This window comes from Nitratireductor sp. ATLC21 (assembly GCF_057196525.1).
In genome coordinates this window covers 507305-524687 of record NZ_JBXUOU010000001.1, presented here as the reverse complement: position 1 = coordinate 524687, position 17383 = coordinate 507305, and the positions used below count along the sequence as shown (strand labels likewise).

The 17383-nt window shown below is 59.5% G+C and carries 13 protein-coding genes and 3 tRNA genes; 14 read left to right on the top strand and 2 right to left on the bottom strand.

Going from position 1 to position 17383, the window contains the following annotated elements; translation table 11 throughout:
- Positions 1-19: 19 nt before the first annotated feature.
- Positions 20-874, bottom strand: coding sequence for a TrmH family RNA methyltransferase (locus AC2CHD_RS02650; RefSeq protein ID WP_484552485.1), 855 nt, complete (start codon positions 872-874; stop codon positions 20-22).
- A 184-nt stretch (positions 875-1058) separates the two neighbouring features.
- On the opposite strand from AC2CHD_RS02650, the gene AC2CHD_RS02645 reads away from it, so the two are divergent.
- The 12 genes from AC2CHD_RS02645 to rpoC all read left to right on the top strand — a co-directional run bounded on the left by AC2CHD_RS02645 (position 1059) and on the right by rpoC (position 15596).
- Positions 1059-1143, top strand: a tRNA-Tyr gene (locus tag AC2CHD_RS02645).
- A gap of 32 nt (positions 1144-1175) precedes the next feature.
- Positions 1176-1249 (top strand) — tRNA-Gly (locus AC2CHD_RS02640).
- Positions 1250-1487: 238 nt separating this feature from the next.
- A complete protein-coding gene (gene tuf, locus AC2CHD_RS02635; RefSeq protein WP_223004024.1) occupies positions 1488-2663 on the top strand; it encodes an elongation factor Tu in 1176 nt (391 codons plus the stop codon).
- 562 nt (positions 2664-3225) lie between these two features.
- Positions 3226-3301, top strand: a tRNA-Trp gene (locus AC2CHD_RS02630).
- Positions 3302-3598: 297 nt separating this feature from the next.
- Positions 3599-3802: a preprotein translocase subunit SecE gene (secE, locus tag AC2CHD_RS02625; RefSeq protein ID WP_007010606.1), complete on the top strand. Its 204-nt coding sequence runs from the start codon at positions 3599-3601 to the stop codon at positions 3800-3802.
- Positions 3803-3831: 29 nt separating this feature from the next.
- Entirely contained in the window at positions 3832-4359 is a 528-nt protein-coding gene (gene nusG, locus AC2CHD_RS02620) for a transcription termination/antitermination protein NusG (RefSeq protein WP_229450902.1), read from the top strand.
- A 136-nt stretch (positions 4360-4495) separates the two neighbouring features.
- Complete coding sequence (rplK, locus tag AC2CHD_RS02615; protein ID WP_229450903.1) at positions 4496-4924, top strand: 50S ribosomal protein L11; 429 nt, start codon at positions 4496-4498, stop codon at positions 4922-4924.
- A 4-nt stretch (positions 4925-4928) separates the two neighbouring features.
- The gene (rplA, locus tag AC2CHD_RS02610; protein ID WP_229450904.1) at positions 4929-5633 is read left to right on the top strand and encodes a 50S ribosomal protein L1; all 705 of its coding nucleotides are present in this window, start codon (positions 4929-4931) and stop codon (positions 5631-5633) included.
- Between the two features lie 344 nt (positions 5634-5977).
- Complete coding sequence (gene rplJ, locus AC2CHD_RS02605; protein ID WP_229450905.1) at positions 5978-6496, top strand: 50S ribosomal protein L10; 519 nt, start codon at positions 5978-5980, stop codon at positions 6494-6496.
- Positions 6497-6547: 51 nt separating this feature from the next.
- Positions 6548-6925 carry a 50S ribosomal protein L7/L12 gene (gene rplL, locus AC2CHD_RS02600; protein ID WP_229450906.1) on the top strand — a complete coding sequence of 126 codons (378 nt, stop codon included), beginning with the start codon at positions 6548-6550 and terminating at the stop codon, positions 6923-6925.
- Positions 6926-7106: 181 nt separating this feature from the next.
- Positions 7107-11246 (top strand): DNA-directed RNA polymerase subunit beta, encoded by a 4140-nt coding sequence (rpoB, locus tag AC2CHD_RS02595; protein ID WP_229450907.1) that lies wholly within the window; start codon positions 7107-7109, stop codon positions 11244-11246.
- A 150-nt stretch (positions 11247-11396) separates the two neighbouring features.
- Positions 11397-15596, top strand: coding sequence for a DNA-directed RNA polymerase subunit beta' (gene rpoC, locus AC2CHD_RS02590; protein ID WP_484552484.1), 4200 nt, complete (start codon positions 11397-11399; stop codon positions 15594-15596).
- Between the two features lie 116 nt (positions 15597-15712).
- Here rpoC and AC2CHD_RS02585 read toward each other — a convergent pair whose 3' ends face one another.
- Positions 15713-15994, bottom strand: coding sequence for a transcriptional regulator (locus tag AC2CHD_RS02585; RefSeq protein ID WP_229450909.1), 282 nt, complete (start codon positions 15992-15994; stop codon positions 15713-15715).
- Positions 15995-16458: 464 nt separating this feature from the next.
- Here AC2CHD_RS02585 and rpsL point away from each other — a divergent pair, with 464 nt between their 5' ends.
- Positions 16459-16830, top strand: coding sequence for a 30S ribosomal protein S12 (gene rpsL, locus AC2CHD_RS02580; RefSeq protein WP_007010616.1), 372 nt, complete (start codon positions 16459-16461; stop codon positions 16828-16830).
- Positions 16831-16890: 60 nt separating this feature from the next.
- Positions 16891-17361, top strand: coding sequence for a 30S ribosomal protein S7 (gene rpsG, locus AC2CHD_RS02575; protein ID WP_229450910.1), 471 nt, complete (start codon positions 16891-16893; stop codon positions 17359-17361).
- Positions 17362-17383 lie beyond the last annotated feature (22 nt).

The following is a 17383-nucleotide window of genomic DNA, read 5'->3' as shown; positions in this document are numbered from 1 at the left end:
CTGCACCGATATGAGGGGTTCAACCGCCTGAAATGGTGTTCAGATGCCTGCAGGCCGCGTAGAGTGAGACCGCGGCGGCATTTGATACGTTCAGCGATCGGATGGCGCCGGGCACATCGAGGCGGGCAAGGGCGGAGACGGTTTCACGGGTTTTTTGGCGAAGACCTTTGCCTTCGGCGCCCAGAACCAGAGCGATCCGATCCGCCTGAAAGGTGTCTTCCAAACGTTCAGGCCCCTCAGAATCAAGGCCGATCGTCTGGAATCCGGCCTGGGACAGCTCCTCGAGAGCCTCCGCAAGGTTACGCACTGTCAGATGGTCGATATGTTCGAGCGCGCCGGAGGCTGCCTTGGCAAGAACACCGGATTCGGCGGGGCTATGGCGCGCAGTCGTCACCAGGGCGTTCACGCCGAAAGCCACGGCAGAACGCATGATGGCACCGACATTGTGCGGATCAGTCACCTGATCAAGCACGAGGACAAGGGCGGCGCCATTTAGATCCCGGAGTGGTTTGGGGCTGAGGGGCTCTGCTTCCAAGAGAACACCCTGGTGAACGGCGTCGGGCCCGACAAGCCGGTCAATCTCGCGCGGCTCGACGGTTTCGACCGGAAAGGGCAGGGACGCCGGGTCATTCAAATCGAGACGCGCGGAAGCGTTTCGGGTGACGGAGAGACGCCTGATTCGACGCTGTGGATTGTCCAGCGCTGCGCGAACGGTGTGGAGCCCATAGAGACGAACGAGACCATCCTCGGTAGCGGCATCGGCATGGACAGGCCCTTTGCCACCTCGCTTTTGTGTGGCGCGTTCTCTGTGCGCGCGGCGCAGGCGAGCATAATGGCTGTCTTTGGGGGTTCTGGAATTGTGATCGTCGCTCATGGCGCTTCTATAATCCGGCGGCGGCATTCTGGAAACCGGATTTGCAGGAGGAAAGTTTTTCGGCGAAGATTTGCGACAGGCGGTTGACACCGGAGAGCCGCCTCGTCATAAGGCGCATCGCGGAACGGAGCAGGGCGATTTGCCTTTCGAAATTCCGCCACGTCGCTGAAGCTCCGACGGAAACGGAGGGGTGTCCGAGTGGTTAAAGGAGACGGACTGTAAATCCGTTCGCTATGCGTACGCTGGTTCGAATCCAGCCCCCTCCACCACCGTCGATCAGAGCCAGCGAAGCGAGAACCCGGCGGGTATAGCTCAATGGTAGAGCAGCAGCCTTCCAAGCTGAATATGCGGGTTCGATTCCCGCTACCCGCTCCAGCTTTTCCCTTGTTTATCGACCACATTTGAATGTCGTTGCGTCGCCTGTCTGTCTTGGCATCGGCGAGAATGTTCTGCCGCAGTTTACCCGCGCAGCGGTCGGCTTTGCGACGTTTGTGCAGCCAAAAGGCGCGCGATCACCCCGGAGATGGTAAAGGGGCTTGTAATTTATCGACTTTGTCGGTAATCGCCCCGCATCTAAAACCCAAACGCATCCACGGCGCCAAAGGAAGTTGCAATGGCCAAAGGTAAATTTGAGCGTACGAAGCCGCATGTGAACATCGGCACGATTGGTCACGTTGACCACGGCAAGACGTCATTGACGGCAGCGATCACGAAGTATTTCGGCGAGTTCCGCGCCTATGACCAGATTGATGGCGCTCCGGAAGAGAAGGCGCGCGGCATCACCATTTCGACGGCTCACGTTGAGTATGAGACGGAAGCCCGTCACTATGCTCACGTGGACTGCCCCGGCCACGCCGACTATGTGAAGAACATGATCACGGGTGCGGCACAGATGGACGGCGCGATCCTGGTTGTTTCGGCAGCCGATGGCCCGATGCCGCAGACGCGCGAGCACATTCTTCTTGCCCGCCAGGTTGGCGTTCCGGCGATTGTGGTGTTCCTGAACAAGGTCGACCAGGTTGACGATGAGGAGCTTCTTGAGCTGGTGGAGCTCGAGGTTCGCGAGCTTCTTTCGTCCTACGACTTCCCGGGCGATGACATTCCGATCGTGAAGGGTTCGGCGCTTGCAGCTCTTGAAGACTCCAACAAGGAGATCGGCGAGGACGCGATCCGCAAGCTGATGGCCGAGGTTGACGCCTACATTCCGACGCCTGAGCGTCCGGTTGATCAGCCGTTCCTGATGCCGATCGAGGACGTGTTCTCGATTTCGGGTCGCGGCACGGTTGTGACGGGTCGCGTTGAGCGCGGCATCATCAAGGTTGGTGAGGAAATCGAGATTGTCGGCATCCGTCCGACGACGAAGACGACCTGCACGGGCGTTGAGATGTTCCGCAAGCTTCTGGATCAGGGCCAGGCTGGCGACAACATCGGTGCGCTTCTTCGCGGTGTCGAGCGTGAGGGCGTTGAGCGCGGTCAGGTTCTGGCCAAGCCGGGTTCGGTTACGCCGCACACGAAGTTCAAGGCAGAAGCCTACATCCTGACGAAGGAAGAGGGCGGCCGTCATACGCCGTTCTTCACGAACTACCGCCCGCAGTTCTACTTCCGTACGACGGACGTGACGGGCATCGTTCACCTTCCGGAAGGCACGGAGATGGTGATGCCGGGCGACAATGTGACGGTCGACGTCGAGCTGATCGTGCCGATCGCCATGGAAGAGAAGCTGCGCTTCGCTATCCGTGAAGGCGGCCGCACCGTCGGTGCCGGCATCGTCGCATCGATCACTGAGTGATCGAAGCGGCGTTGCCGAAAGCGACCGACGCAGCCAATACCAAAACGGGCGCGAGCGCATTTTGGCCCGGTGCCGGCATCGTCGCATCGATCACGGAGTGATCAGGCAGGAGCCATTGTCATAAATGACGATGGCGACACCTATAATTTTCAGGCGGGGCGCTGGAGACAGCGCCCCGTTTTTTGTGCCTGAAGGGTGAGGGGTCTGAAGGGTGAGGGACAATGGCGAGAGTGCTTCTTGGCCTGTTGATCGTTTTCGTGATTGCGGGGATGCCGCAGGCCTCGGCGGCGCGAAACTGTCCCGAACGTCCGCCGTGCAAAGGGTGCGGCTGCAAGGGCGGTCCCGGATATCGCGCGCCGGATGGCAAGTGCGTCAGTTTCAAAAACCTCCACCGCAAATGCGGCACACCGCCTGAAAAACGCTGTATCTTTGAAAACGCCCCAGGCACGGGAGCAAACAAAAGCTGCGCGTTGAAAAGTCCGCGAAAAAAGTGAGGTTTTCGGCGAATGAAGGCAAACTACTTCTTGAACTGAAAATGCGTTTGGGCAATAAGGGCGCCGATAGGGGTATAGCTCAGTTGGTAGAGCGGCGGTCTCCAAAACCGCAGGTCGGGGGTTCGAGCCCCTCTGCCCCTGCCAACATAGCATTGGAGATCCGGTTCAGATCGCCCTCGGGGCAACTCGTCGCCACAATCTTGCGTGGGGGCTTGCAAGAATCGGACTTCGGTTCTATGTAGATCAAACAGACACGCGGTGCGTGGAGCCGGGAAAGCGGCTTTACGCGCCTTTGTCGTATGGGTGGAGTATGAGAATCGATTCGGTTTTCATGTTTCTCCGTGGCTTGGGGCAGGCTTTGCCGGTCTCTTGCATCTCTCCCGATCGGATCGGGAACAATAAATAACCTGGCTTGCCAGGCTTCAGAACCAAGAGCGGCATATGGCGTCGAAAACCACGAATCCTTTCACGTTTCTTCAGCAGGTTCGGTCCGAAACCGCGAAAGTGACGTGGCCCTCGCGGCGTGAGACCTTGATCTCTACGGTGATGGTCATCGCATTCGCCACGCTGGCGGCCATCTTCTTCTTCGCTGCCGATCAGCTCATGGCCTATGGCATCGAGCTTATCCTTGGCATTGGCGCCTGACACTGGACGATTGACGGAGTGCGATTGAAATGACTGCGCGTTGGTACATCGTCCACGCCTATTCCAACTTTGAGAAGAAGGTTGCTGAATCCATCGAGGAGCAGGCCCGTCAGAAGGGTTTGACCGGCAAGATCGAGCAGGTCGTTGTTCCGACCGAGAAGGTGGTGGAAGTGCGCCGTGGTCGCAAGGTCGACGCGGAGCGCAAGTTTTTTCCCGGTTACGTTCTCGTCAAGGCGCAGCTCACTGATGCCGTCTTTTCGATGATCAAGAACACGCCGAAAGTGACTGGCTTTCTTGGCGATTCCAAGCCGGTACCGATCACCGAGGCGGAGGCTGAGCGCATTCTGACGCAGGTTCAGGAGGGCGTTGAGCGTCCCAAGCCCTCGGTCACCTTCGAGATCGGCGAGCAGGTGCGCGTCGCTGACGGGCCCTTTGCTTCCTTCAACGGTTCCGTTCAGGAAGTCGACGAGGAGCGTTCGCGGCTCAAAGTCGAAGTTTCGATTTTTGGACGGGCGGTGCCCGTCGATTTGGAATTCGGTCAGGTCGAAAAGGGCTGACCGTGTTGCTCCTCACGGGGCTTCGTCGGTGGAAGGGAAGGGTGGCTTAGCCGGCTGCTGATTTCCGGACCACCAAACTGCAATGCCGGTCGATCCTTTGCGGGATGGTCGGCGTGAACGACAAGGCAGATGAGATATGGCTAAGAAAGTTGCAGGCCTGCTCAAGCTTCAGGTTCCCGCGGGTTCGGCGACGCCGTCGCCCCCGATTGGTCCTGCGCTTGGTCAGCGTGGCATCAACATCATGGAGTTCTGCAAAGCATTCAATGCGCAGACCCAGGAGATGGAGAAGGGTTCGCCGATTCCGGTCGTCGTGACCTACTACCAGGACAAGTCCTTCACCTTCACGATGAAGACGCCGCCGGTGAGCTACTTCCTCAAGAAGGCGATCAACCTGAAGTCGGGTTCCAAGGAGCCGGGCAAGTCGGTGGCTGGCAAGATTTCGCGTGCCAAGGTGCGTGAGATCGCTGAAGCGAAGATGAAAGACCTGAACGCGAACGACGTCGATGCGGCCATGCGCATGGTCGAGGGCTCTGCGCGTTCCATGGGCCTGGAAGTGGAGGGCTGACGATATGGCGACGAAACTTTCCAAGCGCGTGGCAAAGGCCCGTGAAGGCATTGATCGTGACAAGGAATACGCTCTCGATGAGGCCGTGGCGCTCTTGAAGGATCGCGCGACCGCCAAGTTCGATGAGACCATCGAGATTGCGATGAATCTCGGCGTTGATCCGCGCCATGCTGACCAGATGGTTCGCGGCGTTGTCAATCTGCCGAACGGCACGGGCCGCACGGTTCGCGTCGCTGTGTTCGCCAAGGGCGACAAGGCGGACGAGGCGAAGGCCGCCGGTGCAGACATCGTCGGTGCCGAGGATCTGGTGGAGATCGTCCAGAAGGGCGAGATCGACTTCGATCGCTGTATCGCGACACCGGACATGATGCCGCTGGTCGGTCGACTGGGTAAGGTGCTTGGCCCGCGCGGCCTCATGCCGAACCCGAAGGTCGGCACCGTGACGCCGGACGTTACGGCCGCGGTCAAGGCTTCCAAGGGCGGCGCCGTCGAGTTCCGCGTCGAGAAGGCCGGTATTGTGCATGCTGGCGTTGGCAAGGCGTCTTTCGATGCCAAGGCGATCGCTGAGAATGTACGTGCTTTTGCCGATGCGGTGATCAAGGCGAAGCCGGCTGGTGCGAAGGGCAACTACCTCAAGAAGGTTGCCATCACCTCGACCATGGGCCCTGGCCTGCGCATTGATGTGGCGAGCCTCACGGCTGCGTCCTGATGAGATTTCGGGGAGGGCGCTCCGGCGCCTTTCCCAAAGACTTTCCGCACCCTCGGGTGTGGAAGCCGGAAGGAAACTTCCGGAACATCCTGTCCGAGATTGCAGGCGGTTCGCCTTAATCCCTTTTCGGGGTCTGCATGAGACGGGTGGGACCGGAGACCGGGGCTTGCCCCGTTTGAAGGTTCGAACCGTGTTGGCCTTTTGTCCGATGCCGGAGTTCCGGTTGGCGAAAGGGGACAGGATCCTCGAGCGTCGCTTGGGTGATCCGAGTTTGCGGATGCCCTGCGGCAAAAGGCAAACCGGCGGATGTGTCTTTCGGGACTTTCCGTCAAATGGAGAAGGCAGTGGACAGAGCGGAAAAACGCGAATTCGTCGCGGATCTGAATCAGGTGTTCAGCAACACCGGTTCGGTCGTCGTGGCCCACTATGCCGGTCTGACCGTCGCACAGATGAACGATCTTCGTTCGAAAATGCGCGGGGCAGGTGGCACAGTCAAGGTTGCGAAAAACCGTCTCGCCAAAATCGCCCTTCAGGGAACCCCGTCCGAGAGCATTCAGGCCCTTTTCGAAGGCCAGACCCTGATTGCCTATTCGGACGATCCGGTTGTCGCTCCTAGGGTCGCCAATGACTTCGCCAAGGGCAATGACAAGCTTGTCATTCTCGGCGGTGCCATGGGTGAGACCGCGCTCGACGCCGACGGTGTGAAGGCACTCGCCTCGCTGCCGTCGCTGGACGAGCTCAGGGCAAAGCTGGTCGGCATGATTTCGACGCCGGCTACCCGGATCGCACAGGTTGTCAACGCGCCCGCGGGTCAGCTCGCGCGCGTCTTCGGCGCCTATTCCAAGAAGGACGAGGCGGCGTGATGCCGGTCCTCAAGACCAACAACACAGTTCGAACACAAAAGGAAATGTACAATGGCTGATCTTGCTAAGATCGTTGAAGACCTGTCGAGCCTGACCGTCCTCGAGGCGGCTGAGCTTTCGAAGATGCTTGAAGAGAAGTGGGGCGTCTCCGCTGCTGCGCCGGTGGCTGTTGCTGCTGCTGCAGGCGGTGCTGCCGGTGGCGAAGCTGCTGAAGAGAAGACCGAGTTCGACGTCGTTCTCGCCGATGCAGGCGCTCAGAAGATCAACGTCATCAAGGAAGTTCGCGGCATCACGGGTCTCGGCCTGAAGGAAGCCAAGGACCTCGTTGAGTCCGCTCCGAAGGCGATCAAGGAAGGCGTGTCCAAGGACGAAGCCGAGAAGATCAAAGAGCAGCTCGAAGGCGCTGGCGCCAAAGTCGAGCTGAAGTAATTCGGCGTCCGGCCCGCAGGGATTTCCGATCCGTGCGGGCCGGAACACTGAAGACGGAATCCAAACCTCTTTCCTGTGGGCCGCTCGCGGCTTTCAGGAAACGGGTTTTTATCCGTTTGGATTGACCGCCGGAATGGCGGTTCACGTGGTGCATGCAAGCCAGGCAGGGCAAGGAGCGACGATGGCCGAGACCCAAACGTTTAATGGTCGCAGGCGGGTACGCAAATTCTTCGGAAAGATTCCGGAAGTTGCGGAGATGCCGAACCTTATCGAGGTTCAGAAGGCATCCTATGACCAGTTCCTGATGGTCGAGGAGCCCGAGGGCGGGCGTCCTGACGAGGGGCTGCAGGCGGTGTTCAAATCGGTGTTCCCGATTTCGGACTTCGCCGGGACGGCGATGCTTGAATTCGTGAAATACGAATTCGAGGATCCCAAATTCGATGTTGACGAATGCCGGCAGCGCGATCTCACCTTCGCTGCGCCGCTCAAGGTGACGTTGCGCCTGATCGTGTTTGACGTCGATGAGGACACCGGCGCGAAGTCCATCAAGGACATCAAGGAGCAGGACGTCTACATGGGCGATATGCCGCTCATGACGTCGAACGGTACCTTCATCGTCAATGGCACCGAGCGCGTAATCGTTTCGCAGATGCACCGCTCGCCGGGCGTGTTCTTCGATCACGACAAGGGCAAGTCCCATTCGTCCGGCAAACTTCTGTTTGCCGCACGTGTCATTCCCTATCGTGGCTCCTGGCTCGACATCGAGTTCGATGCCAAGGACATCGTCCATGCGCGTATCGACCGCCGCCGCAAACTGCCTGCGACGTCGCTTCTTATGGCGCTTGGCATGGACGCTGAAGAGATCCTGTCGACCTTCTATGATCAGCTTACCTATGTGCGCGATGGTGAAAACTGGCGCGTTCCCTATACGGTTGAGCGTTTCAAGGGCCTAAAAGCCACAACGGACCTGATCGACGCCGACAGCGGCGAGGTGGTCGTTGAGGCTGGCAAGAAGATCACGGCACGCCAGGCGAAGCAGCTTGCCGAGAAGGGCCTGAAGGCCATCCGTGCCACTGAAGACGATCTTTTGGGCAACTATCTGGCCGAGGACATCGTCAATCCGGAAACGGGCGAGATCTTCCTTGAGGCTGGTGACGAGATCGATGAGAAGACGCTGAAGGTGCTGCTCGAGACGGGCGCGACCGAAGTGCATTTCCTCGACATCGACCACGTCAATGTGGGTGGCTACATCCGCAACACGCTGGCTGCCGACAAAAACGAGTCGCGTCAGGATGCGCTGTTTGACATCTACCGCGTCATGCGCCCGGGCGAGCCGCCCACGCTTGAGACGGCGGAGGCGATGTTCCATTCGTTGTTCTTCGATGCCGAGCGCTACGATCTTTCGGCCGTTGGCCGCGTCAAGATGAACATGCGTCTCGAACTGGACGCGGAAGACACCGTGCGCGTTCTGCGCAAGGAAGATATCGTTGCCGTGGTCAAGACTCTGGTCGAGCTGCGCGACGGCAAGGGCGAGATCGACGACATCGACAATCTCGGCAACCGCCGTGTGCGTTCTGTCGGCGAGCTGATGGAAAACCAGTACCGAGTCGGTCTTCTGCGCATGGAGCGCGCGATCAAGGAACGCATGTCCTCGATCGAGATCGACACGGTCATGCCGCAGGACCTGATCAACGCCAAGCCGGCGGCTGCCGCCGTGCGCGAGTTCTTCGGTTCCTCGCAGCTCTCGCAGTTCATGGACCAGACCAACCCGCTCTCCGAGATCACCCACAAGCGCCGTCTTTCGGCACTTGGACCGGGCGGTCTGACGCGTGAGCGCGCGGGCTTCGAAGTGCGCGACGTGCACCCGACCCACTATGGCCGCATCTGCCCGATCGAGACGCCGGAAGGCCCGAATATCGGTCTGATCAACTCGCTGGCCACCTTTGCCCGCGTCAACAAGTATGGCTTCATCGAAAGCCCGTACCGCAAGATCGTGGATGGCAAGGTCACGCAGGACGTGGTCTATCTCTCCGCCATGGAAGAGGCCAAGCACTATGTTGCCCAGGCCAATGCCTCCATCGGCGAGGATGGCAGCTTCACGGACGAGTTCGTCATCTGTCGCCACGCGGGCGAAGTGATGATGGCGCCGCGTGAAAACGTCGACCTGATGGACGTGTCGCCGAAGCAGCTTGTTTCGGTTGCGGCAGCGCTCATCCCGTTCCTGGAAAACGATGACGCCAACCGCGCTCTGATGGGCTCGAACATGCAGCGTCAGGCCGTGCCTCTGGTGCGGGCTGAAGCGCCGTTTGTCGGCACCGGCATGGAGCCGATTGTGGCACGCGATTCCGGCGCAGCGATCGCTGCTCGCCGCACCGGTGTCGTTGATCAGGTGGATGCGACCCGTATCGTTATCCGTGCAACGGAAGACGTGGACGCATCGCGTTCGGGTGTCGACATCTACCGCCTGATGAAGTTCCAGCGTTCCAACCAGAACACCTGCGTCAACCAGCGTCCGCTGGTGCGCGTCGGCGACCGGGTCAACAAGGGCGATATCATCGCGGACGGTCCGTCGACCGATCTTGGTGATCTGGCGCTTGGCCGGAACGTGCTCGTCGCGTTCATGCCCTGGAACGGCTACAACTACGAGGACTCCATCCTTCTGTCCGAGCGCATCGTTCGCGATGACGTTTTCACCTCCATTCACATCGAGGAATTCGAAGTGATGGCGCGTGACACGAAGCTTGGACCGGAAGAGATCACGCGTGACATTCCGAACGTTTCGGAAGAAGCGCTGAAAAACCTCGACGAAGCCGGTATTACCTATATCGGGGCCGAAGTTCAGCCAGGCGACATCCTGGTCGGCAAGATCACACCGAAGGGTGAAAGCCCGATGACGCCGGAAGAGAAGCTTCTGCGCGCCATCTTCGGTGAGAAGGCTTCGGACGTTCGCGACACCTCCATGCGCATGCCGCCCGGCACGTATGGAACGGTCGTTGAAGTGCGCGTCTTCAACCGCCACGGCGTTGAAAAAGACGAGCGCGCGATGGCCATCGAGCGCGAGGAAATCGAACGTCTCGCCAAGGACCGTGATGACGAGCAGTCGATCCTCGACCGCAACGTCTATGCGCGCCTTGCTGAGATGCTCGAAGGCAAGCAGGCGATTGCGGGCCCCAAGGGCTTCAAGAAGGGAACGACCCTTTCTGCCGAGGTTCTGGACGAGTATCCGCGGTCGCAGTGGTGGCAGTTTGCAGTCGAGGACGAGAAGCTTCAGGAAGCACTTGAAGCCATGCGTGCCCAGTATGACGAGTCCAAGAAGGCGCTCGAGCAGCGTTTCATGGACAAGGTCGAGAAGGTGCAGCGCGGCGACGAGATGCCTCCGGGCGTCATGAAGATGGTCAAGGTCTTTGTTGCCGTGAAGCGCAAGATGCAGCCCGGCGACAAGATGGCCGGCCGTCACGGAAACAAGGGTGTCGTGTCGCGCATCGTTCCGGTGGAAGACATGCCGTTCCTGGAGGATGGCCAGCATGTGGACATCGTGCTCAACCCGCTGGGTGTGCCGAGCCGCATGAATGTCGGCCAGATTCTGGAGACGCATCTGGGCTGGGCCTGCGCCGGTATGGGCAAGCAGATCGGTGAGCTGATCGACAGCTACAAGGAGAGCGGAGATATCAAGCCGCTGCGCCAGACGATCGAGGCGATCATTCCGGACAACGATCGAAATGAGCCAGTGCGGCAATATGACGATGAGAGCATCATTCGTCTGGGCGAGCAGATGCGTCGCGGCGTGTCCATCGCCACGCCGGTCTTCGACGGTGCACACGAGGCGGACGTCAACGACATGCTGGCGCAGGCTGGCATGCAGACCAGTGGCCAGGTCACGCTTTACGATGGACGCACGGGTGAGCCGTTCGACCGTCAGGTGACCGTCGGCTACATCTACATGCTGAAGCTGCACCACCTTGTGGACGACAAGATCCACGCCCGTTCGATCGGGCCGTACTCGCTCGTTACCCAGCAGCCGCTGGGCGGTAAGGCGCAGTTCGGCGGTCAGCGCTTCGGCGAGATGGAGGTCTGGGCACTCGAGGCCTATGGCGCTGCCTACACGCTGCAGGAAATGCTGACTGTGAAGTCGGATGACGTGGCTGGCCGTACCAAGGTCTATGAAGCCATCGTGCGCGGCGACGACACGTTCGAGGCAGGCATTCCTGAGAGCTTCAACGTTCTCGTTAAGGAAATGCGCTCTCTTGGCCTCAATGTGGAGCTTGAAAACTCCCGCATTGACGCAACCGAGACCGAGCAGCTGCCGGACGCTGCGGAATAAGCGTTATCGCGTGTCGCGGGGGCACTCTCGCGACACGCAATCGTCGTTCGCAAGGCAGCTTAGCGGCCAAGCATTTGAACCGGTGGGACACGCGGCGGCAGTCTTCACCGAAGTTTAAAAGGGACAAGGCGTCCCGAAAAGGAGATCGGCATGAACCAAGAGGTCATGAATCTTTTCAACCCTCAGGCGCCGGCACAGACTTTCGACTCGATCAGGATTTCTCTGGCCAGCCCGGAGAAGATCCTGTCCTGGTCGTATGGCGAGATCAAAAAGCCCGAGACCATCAACTACCGTACGTTCAAGCCCGAGCGTGACGGTCTTTTCTGCGCGCGCATCTTCGGTCCCATTAAGGACTACGAGTGCCTCTGCGGCAAATATAAGCGCATGAAGTACAAGGGCGTCATCTGCGAAAAATGCGGCGTTGAAGTCACGCTGTCGCGGGTACGCCGTGAGCGTATGGGCCACATCGAGCTGGCCGCTCCCGTCGCTCACATCTGGTTCCTGAAGTCGCTGCCTTCGCGTATCGGCACGCTGCTCGACATGACCCTGAAGGATATCGAGCGGGTTCTCTATTTCGAGAACTACATCGTGACCGAGCCGGGCCTTACTGCGCTTAAGGAAAATCAGCTGCTCTCGGAAGAAGAGTATCTGATCGCGGTCGACGAGTATGGCGAGGACCAGTTCACCGCCATGATCGGCGCCGAGGCGATCCATCACCTTCTGGAATCGATGGATCTCGACAAGATTGCCGGCGACCTGCGTTCGGAACTGGCGTCTACCACGTCTGAGCTGAAGCAGAAGAAGCTCTTGAAGCGGCTCAAGGTGGTCGAGAATTTCCTCGAGTCCGGTAATCGCCCTGAATGGATGATCATGAAGATCGTGCCGGTCATCCCGCCGGACCTGCGCCCGCTGGTTCCGCTGGATGGCGGTCGCTTCGCGACGTCCGATCTCAACGACCTTTACCGCCGTGTAATCAACCGCAACAATCGTCTGAAGCGCCTTATCGAGCTGCGTGCTCCGGGTATCATTATCCGCAACGAGAAGCGCATGCTTCAGGAGGCCGTCGACGCATTGTTCGACAATGGCCGTCGCGGACGTGTGATCACCGGTGCCAACAAGCGCCCGCTGAAGTCGCTTTCCGACATGCTGAAGGGCAAGCAGGGCCGCTTCCGCCAGAACCTGCTCGGCAAGCGCGTCGACTATTCGGGCCGTTCGGTGATCGTGACCGGTCCCGAGCTCAAGCTGCACCAGTGCGGCCTGCCGAAGAAGATGGCGCTCGAGCTGTTCAAGCCGTTCATCTACGCCCGTCTTGACGCAAAAGGCTACTCGTCCACCGTCAAGCAGGCGAAGAAGCTGGTCGAGAAAGAAAAGCCGGAGGTCTGGGATATCCTCGACGAGGTTATCCGCGAGCATCCTGTTCTTCTGAACCGCGCCCCGACGCTGCACCGTCTGGGCATTCAGGCGTTCGAACCCGTGCTGATCGAAGGCAAGGCGATCCAGCTTCACCCGCTGGTGTGTACAGCCTTCAACGCCGACTTCGACGGCGACCAGATGGCCGTGCATGTGCCGCTTTCGCTGGAAGCACAGCTTGAAGCACGCGTGCTCATGATGTCGACCAACAACATCCTGCACCCGGCCTCCGGCGCACCGATCATCGTGCCGTCGCAGGACATGGTTCTCGGACTCTACTACCTGTCCATCATGAACCAGAACGAGCCGGGCGAGGGCATGGTCTTTGCCGACATGGGCGAATTGCACCATGCGCTGGAGAACAAGGTCGTTACGCTGCACACCAAGATCAAGGGCCGGTTCAAGACCGTCGACGCGGAAGGCAATCCTGTGTCGCAGATCCACGAGACAACGCCTGGCCGTATGATCGTGGGCGAGCTTCTGCCGAAGAATCACAATGTGCCTTTCGACATCTGCAATCAGGAACTGACCAAGAAGAACATCTCCAAGATGATCGATACGGTCTATCGTCACTGCGGGCAGAAAGAGACAGTGATCTTCTGTGACCGGGTGATGCAGCTTGGCTTCAGCCACGCCTGTCGTGCTGGCATCTCCTTCGGCAAGGATGACATGGTTATCCCTGATACCAAGGAGAAGCTGGTTGCCGAGACCGAGGCGCTCGCCAAGGAATATGAGCAGCAGTACAATGACGGCCTGATCACGCAGGGCGAGAAGTACAACAAGGTCGTCGATGCCTGGGCCAAGTGCTCGGAGAAGGTCGCCGACGAGATGATGAAGCGCATCAAGGCGGTCGAGTTCAACGAAGACGGTCGCCAGAAACCGATGAATTCGGTCTACATGATGTCGCATTCCGGTGCCCGTGGTTCGCCGGCGCAGATGCGTCAGCTTGCCGGCATGCGTGGCCTGATGGCCCGTCCGGACGGCTCCATCATCGAGACGCCGATCATCTCGAACTTCAAGGAAGGCCTGACCGTGATGGAGTACTTCAACTCCACCCACGGTGCCCGTAAGGGGCTGGCCGACACGGCTCTGAAGACGGCAAACTCGGGCTACCTGACCCGTCGTCTGGTTGACGTCGCGCAGGACTGCATCGTCACCGTACCGGATTGCGGCACCGACAAGGGCCTGACCATGCAGCCGATCGTGGATGCCGGTCAGGTGGTCGCTTCCATCGGTCAGCGTGTGCTGGGCCGCACGGCGCTTGATGACATCATCAACCCGGCCACGGACGAGGTCATCGTTTCGGCAGGGCGTCTGATCGATGAGCGTGATGTCGAGGCGATTGAAAAGGCTGGTATCCAGACTGTTCGCATTCGCTCGGCGCTCACCTGTGAGGTGCGCAACGGTGTTTGTGCGGTCTGCTATGGCCGTGACCTGGCACGCGGTACGCCGGTCAATATCGGTGAGGCGGTCGGCGTTATCGCCGCCCAGTCCATCGGTGAACCGGGCACCCAGCTCACCATGCGTACCTTCCACATGGGCGGTACGGCGCAGGTGGTTGACCAGTCGTTCCTGGAAGCGTCCTTCGAAGGTACGGTCAAGATCCGCAACCGCAATGTGGTGCGCAACTCGGAAGGCGATCTCATCGTGATGGGCCGCAATATGGCGGTTCTTATCCTTGATGAGAACGGTGAGGAGCGTGCAAGCCACCGCCTGACCTACGGCTCGCGTCTCTTCATCGACGAGGGCGACAAGGTGAAGCGCGGTCAGCGTATTGCCGAGTGGGATCCTTATACGCGTCCGATGCTGACCGAGGTGGAAGGCACCGTCGCGTTCGAGGATCTGGTCGACGGTGTGTCGGTTCAGGAAACGGCCGACGAGTCGACCGGTATCACCAAGCGCGAAGTCATCGATTGGCGCTCGACGCCGCGCGGTACCGACCTGAAGCCGGCGCTCACGGTTCTGGACTCCAAGGGCAAGGTGGCCAAGCTTGCCCGCGGCGGCGATGCACGCTTCCTGCTGTCGGTCGAAACGGTTCTCTCCGTGGAGCCGGGTTCGAAGGTCAAGCCGGGTGACGTGATTGCTCGTATTCCGACCGAGAGCGCGCGCACCAAGGACATCACCGGTGGTCTGCCGCGCGTTGCGGAACTGTTCGAGGCTCGTCGTCCGAAGGATCACGCCATCATCGCCGAGATCGATGGCACGATCCGCTTCGGTCGCGACTACAAGAACAAGCGCCGCATCGTCATCGAGCCGCATGACTCGACGCTGGAGCCCGCGGAATATCTTATTCCCAAGGGCAAGCCGTTCCATCTTCAAGACGGCGACCAGATCGAGAAGGGTGATTTCATCCTCGACGGCAACCCGGCACCGCACGACATCCTGGCAATCAAGGGTGTGGAGGCGCTGGCTTCCTACCTGGTCAACGAGATCCAGGAAGTTTACCGGTTGCAGGGCGTGTTGATCAACGACAAGCACATCGAGGTGATCGTTCGCCAGATGCTGCAGAAGATCGAGATCACGGCACAGGGCGACTCGACCTACATTCCGGGCGACCATGTCGACTCGGTCGAGTTCGAGGAGATCAACGAGCGTCTGGTCGAAGAGGGCAAGAAGCCGGCCGAGGGCCAGCCGGTCCTTCTGGGCATTACCAAGGCTTCGCTGCAGACTCCGTCCTTCATCTCCGCGGCCTCCTTCCAGGAGACCACGCGTGTGCTGACCGAGGCGGCTGTCGCCGGCAAGATCGACACGCTGCAGGGCCTCAAGGAGAACGTCATTGTCGGACGCCTTATCCCGGCCGGTACGGGTGGCGCCATGAGCCAGGTTCGTCGGATCGCGCGCTCACGCGATGATCTGATCCTGGACGAACGGCGCAAGAGCTCCGGCGCGGAAACCGCCGATCCCATGATCGCGGACATGACGACGAGCGCCGCCGAGTAAGGCTCGCGTTAGAAACAACTGAAAAAGGCCGTCGGGGTGATCCGGCGGCCTTTTTTGTATTGCATGATGATCGGTGAGAACCGCAGTGGATAAGCTATGGAGCCAATGCAGGCGTCTCAGACCGGCTCGTCAAACGTAACGATGGCGATTTCGCCTTCAAGTGCACCCTGCCAGGCGGAAAGATGGGGCTCCTCGTCCGGCTCACCTTCCATATCTCCGATCCGATCAAGTTCGGCTTCTGCGTAGCCTTCCCGTGCCAGGGCCTCCAGGGCCAGCCGCACTGCCGTGTCGTCATCTGGAGCAAGCAGCATGATATGCACGCCCTCGCTTTCCTCGCCTTTTTCACGCCAGACCCGACCGGTGATGATGGTGACTGCGCGCTCTTCAGATTCGTTCATTGTCTTTCCTGATTCTTGCAGGTCAGCGAATGCCCCTGTTAGGGCTCGTTTTTTCGCATGGACCCTCTGAAAATGACAGAGGAGACGCGTGGTTTCGCTTCGAAAAGACGTCTGTTTGGGTAATATTCTGTCTTAGCGGCCAACAAGTGGCTCGAAGCAGGCCCATGCGCCATATAATTGCGCAGGTGGGGTTGACGGTTAACCGACATACGAGTAATACCCGCTTCGTCCGAGCCGATGTGAGGCTTTTTCTTTCGGGGCGACACGCCCTGGATCAGGTCTCAAACAGGGTTCGTTTTTGCGAGCGACAGAATTTGCGGCGCATGAAGCGGAAACGCTTCCTCTGCTGTATGTCCGGGCAAGACCGTTAATGCGGTTTGCGGCCCGGATTTATGCATGAACGCAGACTGTTCTTGAAGCGGCCCTCGGGCTTGAGACACGGAATTGTAACAAGGGAAGGTTTGATGCCTACCGTTAACCAGTTGATCCGCAAGCCGCGCATTGCGCCGGTTAAGCGCAATAAGGTTCCGGCCATGCAGGCCAACCCGCAGAAGCGGGGCGTATGTACGCGCGTTTACACAACGACGCCGAAGAAGCCGAACTCGGCTATGCGCAAGGTGGCAAAGATCCGCCTCGCCAACGGGTTTGAGGTCATCGGTTATATCCCGGGTGAGGGGCATAATCTTCAGGAGCACTCCGTGGTGATGATCCGCGGCGGCCGCGTGAAGGACCTTCCGGGTGTGCGCTACCACATTATCCGTGGCGTGCTCGACACCCAGGGTGTGAAGAACCGCAAGCAGCGTCGTTCGAAATACGGCGCCAAGCGTCCGAAGTAGGTTTCCCGGCTTCGGCGCTTTGTTTTTGAGCCGGGCCTTCGAAGGTAAGAGACGAAAAACATGTCCCGACGCCATCGCGCAGAAAAGCGAGAGATCAACCCCGATCCGAAATTCGGTGACACGGTTGTTACGAAATTCATGAACGCCATCATGCTTGATGGCAAGAAATCCGCTGCGGAGCGTATCGTTTACGGTGCGTTCGAGCAGGTGGAAGAGAAGCTGAAGCAGGAGCCTGTTGGTGTTTTCCACCAGGCGCTGGAGAATGTCGCTCCGCACGTCGAGGTTCGTTCCCGCCGTGTTGGTGGTGCAACCTACCAGGTGCCGGTCGATGTTCGTCCGGAGCGTCGTCAGGCGCTGGCCATTCGCTGGCTGATTTCTGCAGCACGCAAGCGCAACGAGACGACCATGGTTGATCGCCTGTCTGGCGAGTTGCTCGATGCAGCGAACAATCGCGGCACTGCCGTCAAGAAGCGCGAAGACACGCACAAGATGGCGGAAGCCAACCGCGCGTTCTCGCACTACCGCTGGTAGCCTTACGGATCGAAGAGGTACA